Origin of the sequence: Halomicrococcus pelagicus, from assembly GCF_051917725.1 — an archaeon.
Taxonomy (GTDB): domain Archaea; phylum Halobacteriota; class Halobacteria; order Halobacteriales; family Haladaptataceae; genus Halomicrococcus.
Genome location: NZ_JBQBLX010000006.1, coordinates 250,536 through 267,354, shown reverse-complemented (window position 1 = coordinate 267,354; position 16,819 = coordinate 250,536). Strand labels below are relative to the sequence as shown.

18 protein-coding genes and 2 pseudogenes are annotated in these 16,819 nt (G+C 56.8%); 6 read left to right on the top strand and 14 right to left on the bottom strand.

Features of this window, described 5'->3' with window-relative positions:
* Positions 1 to 65 precede the first annotated feature (65 nt).
* The gene (locus ACTF4R_RS17270; RefSeq protein ID WP_440009122.1) at positions 66 to 1,103 is read left to right on the top strand and encodes a substrate-binding domain-containing protein; all 1,038 of its coding nucleotides are present in this window, start codon (positions 66 to 68) and stop codon (positions 1,101 to 1,103) included.
* Positions 1,104 to 1,160: 57 nt separating this feature from the next.
* On the opposite strand, the gene ACTF4R_RS17265 is transcribed toward ACTF4R_RS17270, so the two are convergent.
* Positions 1,161 to 2,165, bottom strand: coding sequence for an LLM class flavin-dependent oxidoreductase (locus ACTF4R_RS17265; RefSeq protein WP_440009120.1), 1,005 nt, complete (start codon positions 2,163 to 2,165; stop codon positions 1,161 to 1,163).
* A gap of 87 nt (positions 2,166 to 2,252) precedes the next feature.
* On the opposite strand from ACTF4R_RS17265, the gene ACTF4R_RS17260 reads away from it, so the two are divergent.
* The 3 genes from ACTF4R_RS17260 (at position 2,253) to ACTF4R_RS17250 (ending at position 7,023) form a co-directional block, all read left to right on the top strand.
* Positions 2,253 to 3,428 carry an enolase C-terminal domain-like protein gene (locus ACTF4R_RS17260; RefSeq protein WP_440009118.1) on the top strand — a complete coding sequence of 392 codons (1,176 nt, stop codon included), beginning with the start codon at positions 2,253 to 2,255 and terminating at the stop codon, positions 3,426 to 3,428.
* 475 nt (positions 3,429 to 3,903) lie between these two features.
* The gene (locus ACTF4R_RS17255) at positions 3,904 to 5,496 is read left to right on the top strand and encodes an outer membrane protein assembly factor BamB family protein (RefSeq protein ID WP_440009116.1); all 1,593 of its coding nucleotides are present in this window, start codon (positions 3,904 to 3,906) and stop codon (positions 5,494 to 5,496) included.
* 324 nt (positions 5,497 to 5,820) lie between these two features.
* A complete protein-coding gene (locus ACTF4R_RS17250; protein WP_440009114.1) occupies positions 5,821 to 7,023 on the top strand; it encodes a M14 family zinc carboxypeptidase in 1,203 nt (400 codons plus the stop codon).
* 344 nt (positions 7,024 to 7,367) lie between these two features.
* Here ACTF4R_RS17250 and ACTF4R_RS17245 read toward each other — a convergent pair whose 3' ends face one another.
* The 5 genes and pseudogenes from ACTF4R_RS17245 to ACTF4R_RS17225 all read right to left on the bottom strand — a co-directional run bounded on the left by ACTF4R_RS17245 (position 7,368) and on the right by ACTF4R_RS17225 (position 11,182).
* Positions 7,368 to 8,228 carry a VOC family protein gene (locus tag ACTF4R_RS17245; RefSeq protein WP_440009112.1) on the bottom strand — a complete coding sequence of 287 codons (861 nt, stop codon included), beginning with the start codon at positions 8,226 to 8,228 and terminating at the stop codon, positions 7,368 to 7,370.
* Positions 8,229 to 8,281: 53 nt separating this feature from the next.
* Positions 8,282 to 8,389, bottom strand: a pseudogene (locus ACTF4R_RS17240) (NAD(P)-dependent alcohol dehydrogenase); the annotation flags it as partial.
* Positions 8,390 to 8,554: 165 nt separating this feature from the next.
* Complete coding sequence (locus ACTF4R_RS17235) at positions 8,555 to 9,388, bottom strand: alpha/beta fold hydrolase (RefSeq protein WP_440009110.1); 834 nt, start codon at positions 9,386 to 9,388, stop codon at positions 8,555 to 8,557.
* Positions 9,389 to 9,508: 120 nt separating this feature from the next.
* On the bottom strand, positions 9,509 to 10,759 hold the full coding sequence (locus ACTF4R_RS17230; protein WP_440009108.1) for an RNA-guided endonuclease InsQ/TnpB family protein: 1,251 nt from the start codon (positions 10,757 to 10,759) through the stop codon (positions 9,509 to 9,511).
* A 216-nt stretch (positions 10,760 to 10,975) separates the two neighbouring features.
* The gene (locus tag ACTF4R_RS17225; protein WP_113277871.1) at positions 10,976 to 11,182 is read right to left on the bottom strand and encodes a cold-shock protein; all 207 of its coding nucleotides are present in this window, start codon (positions 11,180 to 11,182) and stop codon (positions 10,976 to 10,978) included.
* A gap of 260 nt (positions 11,183 to 11,442) precedes the next feature.
* Between ACTF4R_RS17225 and ACTF4R_RS17220 the strand changes: the two genes are divergently transcribed.
* On the top strand, positions 11,443 to 11,712 hold the full coding sequence (locus ACTF4R_RS17220; RefSeq protein WP_440009314.1) for a DUF7571 family protein: 270 nt from the start codon (positions 11,443 to 11,445) through the stop codon (positions 11,710 to 11,712).
* 565 nt (positions 11,713 to 12,277) lie between these two features.
* On the opposite strand, the pseudogene ACTF4R_RS17215 reads toward ACTF4R_RS17220, so the two are convergent.
* A pseudogene (locus tag ACTF4R_RS17215) lies at positions 12,278 to 12,460 on the bottom strand (NAD(P)-dependent alcohol dehydrogenase); the annotation flags it as partial.
* A 424-nt stretch (positions 12,461 to 12,884) separates the two neighbouring features.
* On the bottom strand, positions 12,885 to 13,709 hold the full coding sequence (locus tag ACTF4R_RS17210; protein ID WP_440009106.1) for an IS5 family transposase: 825 nt from the start codon (positions 13,707 to 13,709) through the stop codon (positions 12,885 to 12,887).
* A 175-nt stretch (positions 13,710 to 13,884) separates the two neighbouring features.
* Here ACTF4R_RS17210 and ACTF4R_RS17205 point away from each other — a divergent pair, with 175 nt between their 5' ends.
* Positions 13,885 to 14,052: a DUF1931 domain-containing protein gene (locus ACTF4R_RS17205; RefSeq protein ID WP_440009104.1), complete on the top strand. Its 168-nt coding sequence runs from the start codon at positions 13,885 to 13,887 to the stop codon at positions 14,050 to 14,052.
* 33 nt (positions 14,053 to 14,085) lie between these two features.
* On the opposite strand, the gene ACTF4R_RS17200 is transcribed toward ACTF4R_RS17205, so the two are convergent.
* The 6 genes from ACTF4R_RS17200 to ACTF4R_RS17175 form a co-directional block, all read right to left on the bottom strand.
* The gene (locus ACTF4R_RS17200; RefSeq protein ID WP_440009103.1) at positions 14,086 to 14,226 is read right to left on the bottom strand and encodes a hypothetical protein; all 141 of its coding nucleotides are present in this window, start codon (positions 14,224 to 14,226) and stop codon (positions 14,086 to 14,088) included.
* An 8-nt stretch (positions 14,227 to 14,234) separates the two neighbouring features.
* On the bottom strand, positions 14,235 to 14,360 hold the full coding sequence (locus tag ACTF4R_RS17195) for a hypothetical protein (RefSeq protein ID WP_440009101.1): 126 nt from the start codon (positions 14,358 to 14,360) through the stop codon (positions 14,235 to 14,237).
* A 14-nt stretch (positions 14,361 to 14,374) separates the two neighbouring features.
* Entirely contained in the window at positions 14,375 to 14,593 is a 219-nt protein-coding gene (locus ACTF4R_RS17190; RefSeq protein WP_440009100.1) for a hypothetical protein, read from the bottom strand.
* A gap of 162 nt (positions 14,594 to 14,755) precedes the next feature.
* Positions 14,756 to 15,130, bottom strand: a complete 375-nt coding sequence (locus ACTF4R_RS17185; RefSeq protein ID WP_440009098.1) for a DUF7344 domain-containing protein — start codon at positions 15,128 to 15,130, stop codon at positions 14,756 to 14,758.
* A 79-nt stretch (positions 15,131 to 15,209) separates the two neighbouring features.
* The gene (locus ACTF4R_RS17180; RefSeq protein WP_440009097.1) at positions 15,210 to 15,860 is read right to left on the bottom strand and encodes a helix-turn-helix domain-containing protein; all 651 of its coding nucleotides are present in this window, start codon (positions 15,858 to 15,860) and stop codon (positions 15,210 to 15,212) included.
* Between the two features lie 396 nt (positions 15,861 to 16,256).
* Positions 16,257 to 16,790 carry a DUF7344 domain-containing protein gene (locus ACTF4R_RS17175; RefSeq protein WP_440009095.1) on the bottom strand — a complete coding sequence of 178 codons (534 nt, stop codon included), beginning with the start codon at positions 16,788 to 16,790 and terminating at the stop codon, positions 16,257 to 16,259.
* Positions 16,791 to 16,819 lie beyond the last annotated feature (29 nt).

The following is a 16,819-nucleotide window of genomic DNA, read 5'->3' as shown; positions in this document are numbered from 1 at the left end:
ATTAGCTGCACGTGGCGTATTTTCCACTAAACGATATAATGGCCGATGATGTACTGTGAATGGGTATGAGGGGGAAAACACGTCGACGCACGTTCTTGAAACGCAGCGCACTGCTCGGAGGAACCCTAGCCATCGGAACTGCCGGTGTGCAGGCGCAGGAAACGACTACGACACCGGAGGACCAGCAAACGCTCCAGACCGTGCTCTCCGTGCCGTCGCTCGAGTTCACGTTCTTCGTGCGAATGCAGAACGCGTTCGAAGAAGCGACACAGAATCAGAATCTCAACGGGTCGTTCCTCGATGGCCAGAACTCTCAGTCCAAGCAAGTTTCCGATCTGGAGACGGCCATCACGAACGACGTCGACTTCATCATGGTCTCGCCGATCACGGCAGAAGGAATCGTGCCAGCGATCGAGCAGGCCAACGACGCAGATATCCCGGTCGTAACCATCGACCGGAACGTCGCGCAAGGGGAAGTAGCGACCTACGTCGCCTCCCAGAACGTCCAACTCGGCCAACGCTCCAGTTCGCTCCTGTTGGACTTCATGCAACAGCGGGCCGACCAAGACACGTACAGCATCGTCGAACTGCAGGGGACACAGGGTGCAAGCGTGACCAACGACCGGGCGGAGGGACTTCAGCAGACGCTCGACGAAAACGACAACATGGAACTGCTCGGAAGCCAGACCGGCGAGTTCCAGACGTCTGCAGCACTCTCGACCATGGAAGACTTCATCACCCGCTTCGGCGACGATATCGACGGTGTCTACGCGCAGAACGACTTGATGGCCCTCGGCGCATTCCGTGCGCTCGGTAACGCCGGCAGGGGCGACGTGCCCATCACCGGCATCGACGGCTCCGAAGCGTGGGTCGAGACGTTCCCGGACAACCAGTACCACGGAACCATCGCACAACTTCCGGAAGAGATGGTGTTCCGATCCATCGAAGCCGGACGAACGGCAGTTCAAGGTGGGGACCTGCCGGATTTCATCCCGATCGAGGGGCGTCAGGTTACGCAGGAGAACGCCGAGCAGTACCTGCAAGAGTTCTTCGGCGATGGGATGACGACGACGACCGAACAGACAACGACTACTCCATCCTGACGGCTCGTCGGGATCTTTTTTAGGGCGCCGGTGAGAGCGCCACCCTTGTGACGAGAGTTACATCTCCGTCATCACTTCGTCAGCGAACAGTCCCAGACCGTCGAGTGAGGGATAATCCACGAACATAAGCTGGAACCGCTCGAAACCCATATCCGCAACAGCTTCGATCTGTTCGGCGACCTCCGCAGGCGTTCCGATGAAGTAGTCACCGCGTTCGCGGGCCTCGTCCGCGGTCGTCAATTCGAACTCCTGGTCGGGTGACGCGCTCGGTATGGGGAGGATACGGTCGAGCAGTTCCTCCACGCGCCGTTCGGAGTCGGCGATGAGACAGTGCCCGAGCCACGAGTACTCGACGTCGTCTGGGGAACGACCCTCGGCTTCGAGGTACCGCTCGAGGTGTTCGATTTTCTCCTCGGTCGGCGGGCCACGGTTCCGCGCCGTGATTTCGACGTTCCAAACGTCGGCGTGCCGAGCGACGAGTCGGAGCATTTCCGGGCCGCCGCCACCGATGAGAATTGGCGGATGGGGGTCCTGAACAGGCGGTGGATTGTTCGTTACCGCATCGATCTGGTAGTAGTCGCCCTCGAAGGAGGCTGGAGTATCGTTCCACATCGCCTTTATAAGCCGAATCGCCTCGTCGAGACGTTCGATGCGTTCGTCGATGGGTGGGAACTCGTAGCCGTACGCCCGATGTTCCTCTTCGTGCCACCCCGCTCCAATGCCGAGGACCGCTCGTCCATCGCTCGTGACGTCGAGCGTCGTCGCCATCTTCCCGAGCAGCGCCGGGTTGCGGTAAAGGACAGCACTGACGAGCGGGCCGAGAGCTCCGGTTTCGGTCATGCCTGCAATCGTGCTCAATACCGTCCATACCTCGAGCTCTGCCTCGTCGACACCGAGTGTGAAGTGGTCCGGTGCCCAGAATCCGTCATAGCCGAGTTGCTCGGCGAGTACTATTCCCCCTTTCGTACGATGCCAGTCGAGCTGCTCGTACAGTGGAGCGTCCCTGTGGACGCCTTTGCCTGGAAACGTCGGCACCATCCATTCGAAGGTGAGATCCCCCATGCCGTCTCGTTCGTCACGCTACCGCAAGTACGCCTAGGATTGTTATCATTTGTCAATGTTTATCCGGTCTGTAATGGTATCCCCTGCATGCCACCGACCATTACCCGCATCGAAAGTATCGAGTTCAGCTACCCGGTCGAGAACGTCGGCACCGACGAAAATGGATTTAATCTCCGCTACGACCCAGGTAACACCCTCGATCGGACTGCATACGGAGTCCGAATTGAAACGGACATCGACATAACGGGAGAGTACGTGGGCGGAAATTCGCCGGGGGCTGCCCAGCTCAACATGTTCGCCGACTACCTGGTCGGGAAGAATCCGCTGCAGCGCGAGCGCCACTGGAGCGAAATCAAGCGCGCACTCCGCAAGTACGACCGCATGGGGATCGGCCCGATCGATATTGCACTCTGGGACCTCGCCGGCACCTACTACGACGCCCCGATTCACGAACTGCTCGGCACCTACCGCAAACGTATCCCTGCATATGCATCGACATACAGTGCAGACCCGAGCGGCGGGCTCGACTCACCTGAAGCGTATGCCGACTTCGCCGAAGAATGCGCTAGCATGGGGTATAGAGGCTTCAAAATTCATCCCTGGAGCGGTAGTGACGCTGCCCGAGATATCGACCGGGAAATCGAGACGGTGCATGCGGTCGGCGAGCGCGTCGGCGACCGGATGGACCTGATGATGGACCCGGCCTGCGAATATGAGACATTTGCCGACGCGTTAGCAGTTGGGCGCGCCTGTGATGCCCAGGAGTTCTTCTGGTACGAAGATCCCTACCGCGACGGCGGCATCTCCCAGCACAGCCATCGAAAACTCGCCGAGAAACTCGACACACCGCTTCTCCAGACCGAACACGTCCGCGGGCTGGAACCGCACACCGATTTCGTCGTAAACGAGGCGACGGATTTCGTGCGAGCAGACCCCGAGTACGACGCTGGCATCACCGGCGCGATGAAGATTGTCCATGTCGCCGAGGGGTTCGGGCTGGACGTCGAATTCCACGCGCCAGGACCGGCACAACGTCATTGTATTGCGGCGACGCGGAACGCCAACTACTACGAACTCGCGCTGGTTCACCCCGACTGCCAGAACACCCAGCCGCCGGTCTATCAGGACGGTTATTCCGACATGCTCGACACCGTCGACTCGGATGGCTCTGTCTCGGTGCCTGATGGACCGGGATTGGGCGTCGAATATGACTGGGAATACATCGAGGACAACCAGACTGGCTCTACACACATCTACAGGTAGAGCAGGCCGATTGATATCCAGGTTGATATCATTCCTGCTCCGATGGGCGTGGAGGAGGTCGATACTGCAGCACGGTACAAGAGGAATACCTGTCTAATCCTTCCTTTGAGCTAACCACCGCTGAAGCGGTGGGGTTCAGCGTGGACTCCCGTTCTAGCCGATTTCCCGGCAGGAACGTGGAAAAACCGACCCTCCGTGAGGAGGTGAGCTGGACGTCGGACAAGGTCACGGAAATCCAGAACTTCATCGATAGGTTCGATCGGTTCGACAGATATCAAATTTTGAATGTATCGTGATTATCTGATACTTATATCGGGGTCGAGGCGAGCGCGATAATTCTTGCTATCGTTAACTACCGAATAGTAAGGTTGTAGATCCAACTACTGTGGGTTGCGCCAGCAGTCGAATTCGAAATCGGCGCTGACACGCGAGATACAACCATGATTACGACACCGAACCTTTGGAGAGAACCAGGATGAATCGCAAGCGAGCACACGTCGGGCTGTTCCTCGCCTTGCTCGTCGTCGTCTCGTCCGCGTCGTTCGTCGCGGTGACGGCGCAGCAGTCACCTGCGACGGCGAGTACCGACTGGTCGTCCGACCGCGCTGATTCGGGTCGAACAGGTTCGACGAACGACTCCGGCCCGGCCCCGTACGCGACCGGAGACTGGAACACGAGCTTCGACGCCCGCGCCGAATCGGTCCCGGCGGTCGCAAACGGGACGGCGTACGTGTCGGTGACGACCGACGCCGACCTCCCCGCAACCGGGCGCGTCGTCGCCTACGACACGGAAAGCGGTGAGAAGCAGTGGACGAGCGAGAAGGTCGGTGCCGCGACCGGGTCGCCCGCCGTCGCTGACGGGACGGTGTACGTCTCGACCCGCGGCACTCACCACGATGACTACGAGGACAACGGTGGACTATACGCGCTCGACGCCGAAACCGGCGAAATCAAGTGGCGAGCCAAAAGTGCCCCGAGAGGCGACCCAATCGTCCACGATGGCATCGTCTACGTCGGTTCGACCGCCTACGACGCGGAGACCGGCGAAAAGCTCTGGTACAGTTCCAAGACGATAATCGGCGTGGTCGGCGACACGGCCTACGCACAGAACGGCTCCACCGTGGCGGCAATGGACGCTGACAACGGCTCCGTCAAATGGAGCAGGTCGATGCCGACGACGGCAGACGCTCACGACGTCGATGGCGCGGTCACGAACGAGCACGTCTTCCTCACCATCGAAACCGACGGCGACACGCAGCCGATTTACGCGCTCTCGGCGGACGACGGGAGCGTCGATTGGAAGCGGTCCGTCCCGCGAGAGGGCAACGAGCACGAGAACCTGATCTCGGCACCGGCGGTGAATGACGGAGCTGTCTACGTCACCACGCGAGGTGACGAAGGAACGGTCTATGCGCTCGCCGCCGATACTGGTGACGAGCAGTGGACGTACGAGACGCCAGCAAACCATCTATCGGCACCTTCAGTGGGCAACGAGACGGTCTACGTCGGTGGTCGATACTTCAGTAAACTGGAGGACACCGGTGATACCGTTCGACCAGCGGTTCCTGCCGTCTACGCACTCGACGCGAACGACGGCGAGGAACGGTGGAACTACTCGGTTCGAGAAGCCGGGAGTCTCGTCGCGTACTCACCGGCCGTCGCCGACGGAAGGGCCTACGTAACCGTCCGCGAGTGGAACGGTATCTATTCCGACGAGAGCCAGTTGTACGCGCTCGAATCGAGCGACGAGAAGCCCTCGCACAACCATCAGGTCGCCGAAGACAAGCCGGAAGAGCCACAGGTGACCATCGAAACGTCCCCTAAGGACGCCGAGAATCGCACTTTTGAGAAGAACCAGATCGTCGTCCTGCGAGCGAACGCATCGACGGCCGAGAACGACGAGATCGTTCGATACGAGTGGGACATTGATGGCGATGGCGAGTACGAGAAGAGCGGAAAGCAGATCGAGGTCAGCACCGACGCCTGTGGCGAGCAGACCATCACCGTACGCGTCGTCGACGACGATAGACTCACCGGAGAGGATTCGGTGACGCTGACTCGTCGCTGATACCGCATTCACTCGCACCCTACCTTTTCGATCGAATCTGAAACCGGTTCACCGCCCGACTCCCCCGGAGGGAACCGTTCGTCAAACAGATGCATCTGCAATCGAGAACCGTCAGCGATTTTGTACGCTTTCGGAGCGGTGTAATGGATTGCTTCCTGAGGAGTTTTGCCTGGGCGTTCGAAAGGGTGTTCAGCGATTGTAGTTGAGCAACTTTGTTTGCTGAAGCATAGGTTGTAATTTGTCCCCCTTCTTTTAACAGAGAAAGATTATATTAATTTTGTAATTTGCCTAGGTTTATTATTCTATGGTGCATGTATGGAATGTATGAAAGCAAATAGACGATCGATGCTCAAGGCATTAGGCGGTCTGCTCGCCGCGGGAACAGCCGCTAGCACACAAACGCTCGCAAAACAGAGTAAACGCAAAGTAGCTTTAGATTATCTTGCGAACGACGACCTGCTGGACAACGACGAGCTCGAACGCATTCTACAGCAATTGGAGGAGCGGTATCCGGATCGAGTCTCGGTAACGGAGATCGGCCGTTCGAACCAAGATCGACCGATCTACGCCGTGTCTATCGGTGCGAAAAACGAGAAGCAGTGTCCCGAGACGACAGACGTCATGGCAATCGGCCAACAGCACGGTGACGAAATGATTTCGTCCGCCGAGGGGCTTCTTTCGGTGGCTCAGCACCTCGCGAGCAAGCAGGGACAGGCGAAAAAGCTCTTATCAGAAGTAACGGTCCACATCGTCCCCCGTGTGAACCCGGACGGATTTGTTGCCCGCCAGCGGTACAACGTCGACACAGACGCACCGGCGCGTGGCGAAGGTGATGATATCTTTGGCGGGGATGCCGGCTTTTACACAGCCGGTGAAGAAGGAATTGGCTGGGATATCAATCGCTATCACTGGCCTGACTGGACGGAGAGCAATCTCTACAATAACCTCCCAGATGAATACCCGGAGAATCCGGTACCAGAGGCGCGTGCTGTGCTTGACGCCACCGAGGAAATCGATCCAGAATGGATCGTTGACTACCACCGGCAGGGGGCATACACGACGGACCCGGATGCGACGTTCGACCCGGAGAATCCCGGTGAAGCGTACGAACGTGACACGTATCCACCGGATCCGGACGCTTCCGGTGGTGGCGATGTCGTCACGAGCTCGCTTTTCTGGCCGATCAACGACGGCGTCACTGAGGAGACCCAGAATCTCTCAAAACAGATCGTATCGGTCATGTATGACGAGCTCACGAAGTTCGACCAGTCGACGGTCTCCCGCTATCCCGGTGGAACATATGCCGGCATTGCACGCAACGGGTATGGACTCGCCGGATATGGAAGCGTCCTCTACGAACTGAGTACAGGGACGCTCGGAGATCGTGAGTTCCGTGTGCAACAGGTGTTTACCTCGTTACTTGGTGCAGTCAAGGCAACAGCAACCGGATCCCTCTATGACGTTGATCCAGCGAGCGTCTCGAAACTCCCCGAACGGGAGACGGACAGCTTCACGATTGAAGAGTAGCTAATATCTCTCGCCTCCTTCCGCCAGTCAAATAGGTGCTATTAGGGCCTTCAATCACTGCTCTCCAGTGACTTGGTGTTGAAAGTTGTCGGCATTGTTGTGATAGTCGTCTGAGAGAGCGAGACCGTGCCCACTCAATGGTCGAGTGCACAATATGCGATACGGTTGAATCAGTGAACCGCCTCGGGGCGTGACCCCGAGGCACTCGGCCTGCTCCGCCTGTAGAGTAGAAATATCTGTTACAGATGGTACAGGCAACTGTTACAGCAACACCGGAAACGCTTGGATTCAGCAGCGAACAGGACACTGTCGCCGCTTCGGGAACGTATTCCGCGAAAAGTCTGTCACTCCTCGGCAGTCAGTCGGACCTGAACGCCGTCTGGATCTGAGACACTGACTCCACCGTCGATAGTGGTGGTCTGGTACGTATCGCTGTGGAGTCGTCGACGAAGGACCTCGACCATCTCGGTATCGGGGACGACGAGTTGAAACCAGTCGAGACCACGCGTATCGGCCGTCGTCGACTGGCGGTGGTTCCACGTATTGAGTCCGACGTGGTGGTGGTAGTCGCCTGCTGCAAGAAACGTGGCCTCGTCACCGTATCGTGTCTGCACCCGAAGCCCGAGTGTATCCCGATAAAATGTTTCCGAGCGTGTGAGATCGGTTACCTCCAGATGGATGTGTCCGACGTCGGTGCCTGCCGGAAGCGAAGGCGTTTCCAACCCTATCTCACGCAGATCGTCGAGATCGAGTGGGAGGGTGTCCATCTCGATATCACCGGCCGCAGTCCATTGCCACTCCTCCCGAGGCCGATCACAGTACACTTCGATGCCGTTTCCTTCGGGGTCGCGGAGGTAGAGCGCCTCGCTAACGAGGTGATCAGATGCGCCCATCAAGGTGACGTCGCTCTTCCGGATTCGATCGAGAACGTCGGCCAGCGTACCTCGGTCGGGAACACGCACTGCCACGTGGAAGAGACCAGCAGCCTCAGGCGGACGCTCCAGAGCGTCAGATTCCTCGTGAAGCATGAGGAGCGGTTGGTCGCCAGCCATCAGTCCGGCGTCGTCTCCGTCGCGCTCGACGTCGAACCCGATACCGTCACGATAGAACGGGAGGACGCTGTCGAGCGAACTGACTCGGAGCGCAACCGATCCCACGTGTGACTCCGAAGGAAGTTCGAACGGCTCCTCAGATTCAGTCGTCATGACGTGGAGTACGACCTACGTCACGAAGCGTTTTGCTTCTGTGTCTGCTCTCCCTACGGCGAGACGATTACTGCCCGTCCCTCTATCTCTCCGTGTTCTAATTGCTCAGCGACCTCGTTGAGTTCTTCAAGCGAGTACCGACTCGTTCGAAGGTCAATTTCATCCACCAGCCCACTCCGTCGTAGCTCCCTTCCCAGCCGACCCGACTCACACGAAACCGACTAGTACGAAACCGACTAGTCTGGTGCAACTCCCACACCAATGTCTGGAATGGGCTGGTGACACTCGGAATCTCGACGTCGAGATGAAGGCCAATCGCCGATACGTTAGTTCGGTTCACCGATGAAGGTGAGTACTTCGTCAACGAAGCGGTCTGGGGCGGTATGCATCGCCATGTGTTGTTCTCCCTCGAAGGTAGCAATCCGGCTGTTCGGGAGCGCATCATTGACCGCGTTCGTCGCGTTTTCGTAGAGTGGGGGGCTCTCGCTGCCGGACAGCAACAACGTCGGCGTGGTCACGTCTGCAAACCGGGCTGCCTCGAACTTGTACTCGCTTATCGCCGCCAGCTCACGGGGCAGTGTATGGGCCGCGTCAACCATCTCCTGCCAAGTCGGTGCCGAGCGAAGCGCGTCAAGTTCGTCGGGTGGGAGACCAGCGATGTCACGACCGAACAGTACGAGCGCCTGCTCGTTCTCACCGCGATCCACCAGCGTCTGTATCTCAGCGAGTTCCTCGGCAATGTCGAGTTCGTTGTCGTCGACCTGAAGTGGTGGTTCGTACAAGATGAGTTTGTGTAGATTGTCGGTTCGTAGGGCTGCCTCTAGCGAATAGAGGGCGCCACCGGAGTGGCCAAGCAGCATTACCGGTTCGTCGATGGCCGTGACGACTGCCGCTGCGTCCTCGGCCTCACGTTCCAGTTCGTACTCGGCGCCATCACCGCTCTGGCCGCGACCCCGCCGTTCGATCGCGTAAACCGTGTAGCGCTCTGCAAACGTGGACCGGACGCCCCCCGCGTCCCAGAATTGGTGCACATCGCCATTTCCGTAGACGAGCACGAGCGGTGGCCCGCTCCCCGTCCGTTCGACGGCAATTGTGGTTCCATCTGCAGAGGTGACTGTTTCTGTTGCCGTACCTGGGTCTGGCGGTGTTGCATCTGCCATAGGACGATTTCCCCCAAATCATCTATGCGACACTGTCACATAGCCTCATTGCCTGAAGTGACATCCTCCCCGTCGTGAACGACGGGGCTTCCCGTACCGCAGGGTGGGATATTTGCCGGTCTACGACACGACCTGTTCTCGCGGTGCGAAGCATCCGCTCTCGCGGTCGAACAGGTATGTCGATGGCTGTGCCACACAGCCGTTACTCTTATCCTCGCTGTGAGGACTCGGAGTTATCTTCTGCCGCATATTCTCCGCTCCGTTACAATCCGCGTTTCCGACTAACCCACACGACGAGCAGACGTACAGGCCACGCTCGACACGATTCGACTTCGTGTCGTCGCCACACCGGGAGCAAGTCTTCGAGGTGTTCCATTCGTTCTCCTTCAGTACCTCGACGCCACGAATCTCGCCTTTGTGGTCGAGGTACTGGTAGATGCGGTCGAACGCCCACGAGTGCAACTTCTTGTTGCCTGTCTTGCCCCAGTCCGACTCACGCACGTCTTCAGGCCAACTCACCGCGAGCGTGTCAACACCGCGTTCGACACACTCCGTGATGATGGCGTCCGTGAGAGCATGGTAGAAGTGGGTCTCGCGCTCAGCGAGTTTTCTACGTGCCCACATCGACTTCTCTGACGGGCCGTTCTCACCCTCCGTGTCGTACTCGGCTCGCGTGAAGTAGTGCTTGTCCTGCTTGAGCGAGTTACCGGGGTACAGGACGTATTCGTCGGGGAACGCGATCGTGGCGAGGTTCTTGATGCCGAGGTCGATTCCAGCAACCCTGTCGCCTGCGGAGTCGTTGGTTTCGAGTTCGACTTTGCAGACGAAGTGCAGTTCCCACTCATCGCCGTTCCAGACCGCCCGAACGTTCTGCACCTTGTTGACTTCTGAGAGGTCAACGTCGGGGCGGGTCTGGTACTCGCAGAGCAGGAAGTCTGAACGGTGGTCTTTCAGGTTCTTCCCCTTCGAGAGTCGGACGCGGTTGTTCTCTGGGTCGTGTTTGAAGCCGTCTGCTTTGAACGTGACCGTACTCTTGGGCCGGGTGTCGCCGTGTTTGCGGTAGCCGGGCGGATTCGCCTCTGGGTCGTTCTGTCGCAGATCGTACCACGACTGGAAAGCGTCGGAAAGTTCTTCGATGACTTTCTGACTGGATTGTGCGTTCAAGTCTTTCCAGCACGCTTGGTTCTTCATATACGCCTTCAGCATTCCTTCGTCTGGGATTTCTCCGGTTGCGTTCCAGATGCGGTCGGCTGTCCAGCGTGCGACGTTCCAGATTTTCGAGGCAGAGTCTCCGAGCGAATCAAGGCCGTCACACACCTGTTGGTGGTTCTGGATGGAACCAACGTAGGTGCGCGTGACCTCAATCGCCATACATAGCCTATGTAGACAAGCCTACTTAATGGTATGGCTCAGCGTTGAATATCCGGTCTGCCATCGTCAGTGGTTTGTGTGGGAGATGTCGGATTCACTCCCGCTGTAAACGGCGGCATTATCTCCTCGCAGACAGATAGCACCAGCTCCGGCACGTGATAGTGTGTAAGAATAGAGTTGTAATTCGGCGCTGTGAGCGACGGGTAAACGTCGCTATTACTGACGGACGAGGTTCGTCGCGCGGGGTCCCTTCGGGGATGATTCGATGTCGAACTCGACTTCCTGCCCTTCTTCGAGGTCGGGGCCGCCGACGTCCTCCATGTGGAAGAACACGTCCTCGTCGTCGTCTACGTCGTCGCTGTCAGTCGAAATGAAACCGTAACCGCCTGTGTCGTTGAAGAAGTCAACCTTACCGTTTGCCATTACAAATATCCATAGTCCCCCGGTGGCGATAACACTTCCGAAGTCACGGTACCACGTCCCCCCTCGTGATCGAGATGCAGATGGAGGGTCGGCCGATTCACAGGAGGGGTGTCGTCCGAGAGTCCGGCCCCGTCGAGAGGAATCGGAACCGCCGGTCAGGAGCGGGTACCATCTACAGGAGACACTCGGACCATAGCGACTCGGATAGTTCTCGGAGGCAGGTATTTACGTGGTGGTCACATGGGGCTATAGGCATCGTCATGAAACCGTGCTACAACTGTCAGGCAGTCATCGACGAGTATATTTTGGATAACCAACTCGAACCCCTGCGCGACCTCACAGTTGACGATTTTAACGTCTGCGCGGACTGCGCGACCATCGTTCCAGATGCGTGCGTGAAGTGCGGCGGCGCGGTGTACGTCCCCCGAGGCAAATCAGTCACCCCTGACTATTGTCCAGCGTGTCGATCGGACCTCATCGACCACACGGGTCACGACCCCGGCTGGAATCGTGACTCCGTGTCTCCCTGAACAGTACTTACCCCTCGACCAGTATTTCGGCTGGCATAGTGGTGCAATAGACATGCCTACGTTGCAACTGGACGCGGACTAGACGACTTCTGACAGTCCTCGCAGACTCATTTCTCGCCGAGTCTGAAACGATTTCGCTTACTGAATGGCTCTCCGTCCAACTCCTCTGGGTCTCCCAAGTTGTTCTACTGTGGATGGCCACGTGATCGCAGTCGTTGCTGTACACGCAGGGACGACCGACCGCTACGCAAGCCGACAACAGGCGCTGTATGCTCATATTCCCTTGACAACGCTGATGATTGACTGTTTAGTGTGCTACCGGATTCAGCCCATGGCGTTAGCCGTGGACGTTCTCCTCGGACCCCTGTATGAGGCGTCTGTTACAGACAGTACAGACAGATAGAACAGAAGTATCGACGATGTCGCGATGGACGCAGCAGAGCGAGACGCAGACGGTATCACAAAAGATGATTTCCTCGATTGCAGCGAGTAGGTACCGTCGCCAAGCTATAACAGAGCGTGAATCGATCTTTGAATTATCGTGCCATCGTCGTGTCTGCGCTACTTACGGCGGGACGATTACTGCCCGTCCCTCTATCTCTCCGTGTTCTAATTGCTCAGCGACCCCGTTGATTTCTTCAAGAGAGTATCGACTGGTTCGAAGGTCAATTTCATCATTGGCGACGAGCGCCATTAGCTCCTGGAGTTCGGGGTACGTACCGACGAGGGTTCCACGGTAGGAAAATTCGGCCTTGTTTAGACGCGGAACAACAGCTCATGTATTCCGACAATAAGAACGCAAATTATTCTCTCAGTTAATGTGGTGACTGAGCGACTCGGTGGGCGTTATGTGTATTGGTGCCAGTAATCAATGGACCGATATAGGACGAAAAGGATGGCGTTAAGTAACCCTGTCAACGCGACGAGGGCTCCGATCTGTGGGCCGAGCGTCTCGAAGAGACTCCCGGTGCCACCGATCTCGCTCACACCGTACGTAAAGAACGCGCCAATAACGCTCCAAATTAGTAGTATCGCGCCGATACGAGCGCCATCAGCTATATACTCAGATACTGCGTGTACTGAAGGGATGGAGGGCGGTGTAGGCACAAACCTTACTACCAACAACTACATGTTAAACAGCACGATATTTGTCTCACCTGTACTGGCTGCCGTTAAAGAGCAAGCTCAACATTTCTCACAGATGTTTTCAAAACGAGTTCTCGGAACTGTCCGAACCACGTTCGAGATCGGAGTGTGTCTCCATACCGTTGCTTGAGCGCAAAGAAGACGGCCTCAACAACTGACCGTCGATGATAGATGTCATCGTCATGGCGAGCATTGTGTGCCATATCAAGTGGATAGAACTCCCGGTGTTTGATCACTGGCCGAACGCCAGCCTCTCGAAGTTCTTCACGCAGGTCGTCCCAGTCATACCCTTTGTCAGCGGTAACGGTCTCTAATCGGTTGAGATTCCGCATGAGTACCTGCCGCCCGACGTGGGTGTCGTGTGGCTGCTTCATCGAACAGTGAATATCCAAGACGGTACTGGTTTCGCAGTCTACCAACGCTGTGGTCTTGACCGATTTGAAGGTGTAGTTTGTCCGATTTGCGTAGTGACGGCTAGCTGAATGGCGGTCGAAGCCGGTTGCATCGATTGCTTGCACGTTTCCAGTATTGTGGAGATCAGCGGAGAGTCGCAGGAGCGTTCGCCAGACCGTCATCTTGAGCTGCTGCTTCCGTACGCATACGGTCGTGAAGTCCGGCAACTCACTCGGTTCAAGATTCAGTTTTTCGACGATCCCGTTCATCTCGTGAAGAATATCGAGAAGCCGTCGATATGGAAGATCAAGATATTCGCGGAGACCGTGGAGTACAACGATTACCCAATCAGCGTAGCCACCGTCGCCCTTCTTGACTGCTGGTAAAGGATCGCCAGAGACAGCACGTTTTGCTAGTGTTACGAGGCGATCTGTGAAGCGCGAAAGACGAGAGGGCACACTCTCAGGTCTGACCAGAGGTCAGTTAGTTCACCGGAGTGAGTCGTTCTCCCCAGCATCTAAACAAGGCCGAATATGCTAATCGGTCGCAACCATCGAGACGACACTTATTGAGACTTGTCGAAGATTGATCTACCACCTAATTTTTATAGTATTATGTTATTTGAGCGTCTGTATGACGGATTTAATCGTCAAAGCAGCAGTCAAAGACCAGCTTGAAGAGAAGAATGTTGCGAGCGACTTCTATGATGCGCTCGACGACGAAGTTGCGACCGTGCTCGAAAATGCTGCACGGCGAGCCGACGAAAACGATCGCAAAACAGTCCAACCACGCGACCTGTAGGTGTTCGGCCCGGATGAGCGCCTCGCGTTGTTTCTAAGAGATGTTGTATTGACCCATCTTCAGGTCCGTCAGGTCGTAGAGACGGATGACGCGCAGGTCGATGTCATGTTCTTCGTAGAACGCGCGAAAGTCGGCGAGGTGTGACCGGGACGGAACCGGAGTTTTATCTGCCACTCGTCGTCCTACCCCTCCGCCTGCAGGAGCGCAATTCCCGAGTCGGTATTAGCGATCAGGTCGAGGAAACCACCGCCATCCGACCCCCATTCGATGCGGTACAGGCCGCTCTCCTCGAAGGTCGTCTTTCGCACGACCCGGTTGATTCTCAACTCGTCCGAGATGGCTTTTCGAATGACGGCGATTGCCCGTCGGTCGTCCAGAGATACGGTAACGGGGTGTGGTTAGTCGGCACCAGGCGCTCGATCTCGACGACAACCTCGGGATGTTCTTGGAGGGCATCCTCTAGGACGAACGTCTCGGCGGGGACGGCAAATTCGAAGACGACCATCGACTCGTCTTTAGCGGGACTGGATTCGTCGTTCATGAGGACGATACTTCTTCAGTGTGCATCGCACGGTCCAAGTCGGTATCCTTGAACTCTGTACCACCGCATTCCGGGCACTCATCGTGTGACGGTTCTAGCGCATCGCCGTCAGGAAACGCCGTTACGAACTCTCCGCATGACCGACACATGATCATATCCATCTCAGATCACTTCCAGCAGCGACTCGGCAGTGCAGAAGCGGTCGCCTTCTTGGACAGTCTTCGCTTCGTGATCGACTACTCCGGCCTCGTCCATCTTCGGAAGATAGGTATGAAGCAGTGCGATAGTGATTTCCACCAGTCTATCGCCTCTCAGTGTTCTAGGGGTTCTTCTGTTTCCTTGTTCCGACATGGTCTGAACTGATTCTTCGACCACGACCGGCCCTGATGTCTCCGATAGGCTTTCGATCAGGAGGCGTCTTCGATGACTGGCCAAACACTCGAATATCGCGTCCACGTCTTCTGGTGTTTGACGGTCACTGGTGACCGAATCTGGAAGTGGGGTAGGGTCGTTTGAGTGGTTCTCACTGGACAGCATCAGTTATTCGAGTGTAAAGCCGCTGTACTGATTCAGCTGACTTTTGGCTAAACAACCTGTTTATATACTATTTATGGGTTCACGACTCCAGCGCGGAGAGCGTCTGTCCGAGGACCCGGCAGATCCCACGTCGGAGTCGAGAGGCAACTGCTTGCTGTGAGATCCCAAGTTCGTCGCCGAGTTCTTCCATTGTCACGTCGCGCGGCGAGTTGAAGTAGCCGCGTTCGTAGGCTAGCACCAGCAGCTCGTGCTGTGGATCAGTGAGTGCGGATTCAGTCGTGGTCTCGATCGGGGTAAGAGCGTGCAGGGCGGTTAGCGTCACAGGGATGTCGCGCTCCCGGCAGAGCTGCTGGAAGTCGGAGAGATCACGTCGATTGTCCCCGCGTAGCTCGAACATCCACTCAGTGTTCGTTCCAACTGCCGAAATTAGTGGGACTTGCGCGTCGGCAAGTGTGCTAAGGATTCCTACGTAGTCCGGATCCCACTCGACACGCAGGAGGTACTCATCCTCAACGTTGTCAATCAGCCGAATGGTATTCACGCCAGCGTGGTCGGAAAACGCTGCCTCCACGTCGTCAATGTTGACACCCCGGGCCCAGAAATACGGGATGACCACACCATCGCCAGGGACGATGCGCTCTAGTTTGACCGTCACGCCCGGCACTGACTCGAAAATCGTTCCCAGGGGGAACTCGTCGGCCGCGACCGTAAACGTCGCCTCGGTAGCCATATCCGATCTATTGGCCCACGTTGAGAAAGACTTGTGTTCCGATACGGGTCTATGCCCGAAAGGGATGGTTCACCCGAAACTGCGTGCTCTCGGTTGTTACGATCACATCTGCCGTCTGTGACCTGGCCCATGTCCCTGTGGGGATCTTCAGGGAACGCTTGTGACTGTTCGTCACCCGGCCGCTGACAGAGACGCGTCCTCCATTCAGCACGCTCGTCGAAGCCTATCAGAAATATATGGCTTCAACAAGGCCGCAATTCCGATTCGCTGCTCACATAGCCAAACAAGAATGACGTACTATCTCGGGGCAAGCTCCGAGGCACTTGGCCTGCTCCGCCAGTAGAGCAGATCAAACTCTCGTTTGACGAGCAGTAACAGTCCCTCTCCTGTAACGGGTCAGGGTTCAGGGGGTGATTCCTGGACAGGACAACGATAGTAGCAGAGGTACTGGCCAAGCGCCAATACAGTAAACAAACTCAGAATCAGCGTCAGGGCTGTCGGACGCGAGAGCAAGGTAAGCGGAGTAACTCTAACCCAAATGCCTCCAATCACGAGAAGACTCAGCAACGAGAGCGAGAGATAGTAGTGATACCATGGAGTTACCGGTCGGGAGCCAACACTCAGATATTTATCAAGTGTCCGTGCACGGTCTGACAGATGTATTCGGCCTGTTTCCTCATCAAAGCGGAGAAGACCAACCTCCTCGAGTTTCGGAAGATGGGTCTGATAGAGCGAGATATAGACGCGTTTGCGTTGCTTGGGCATCAACTCCTCCGGCGTCGTATCGTATTCCCAGGCTGCGACGTGGGTAGCCAGCGTCGACAGATCACCAGAACTGCCTTCGTGGCGGAGATAGTGGAGAGCGTATCGCCGTCGCGTGCTCTTAAGAATCTCGAACACGTCGTCCTCTGAGAGTTCCGAGCTGGTCATACGATAGAGAGGATACAATCTACATGGCT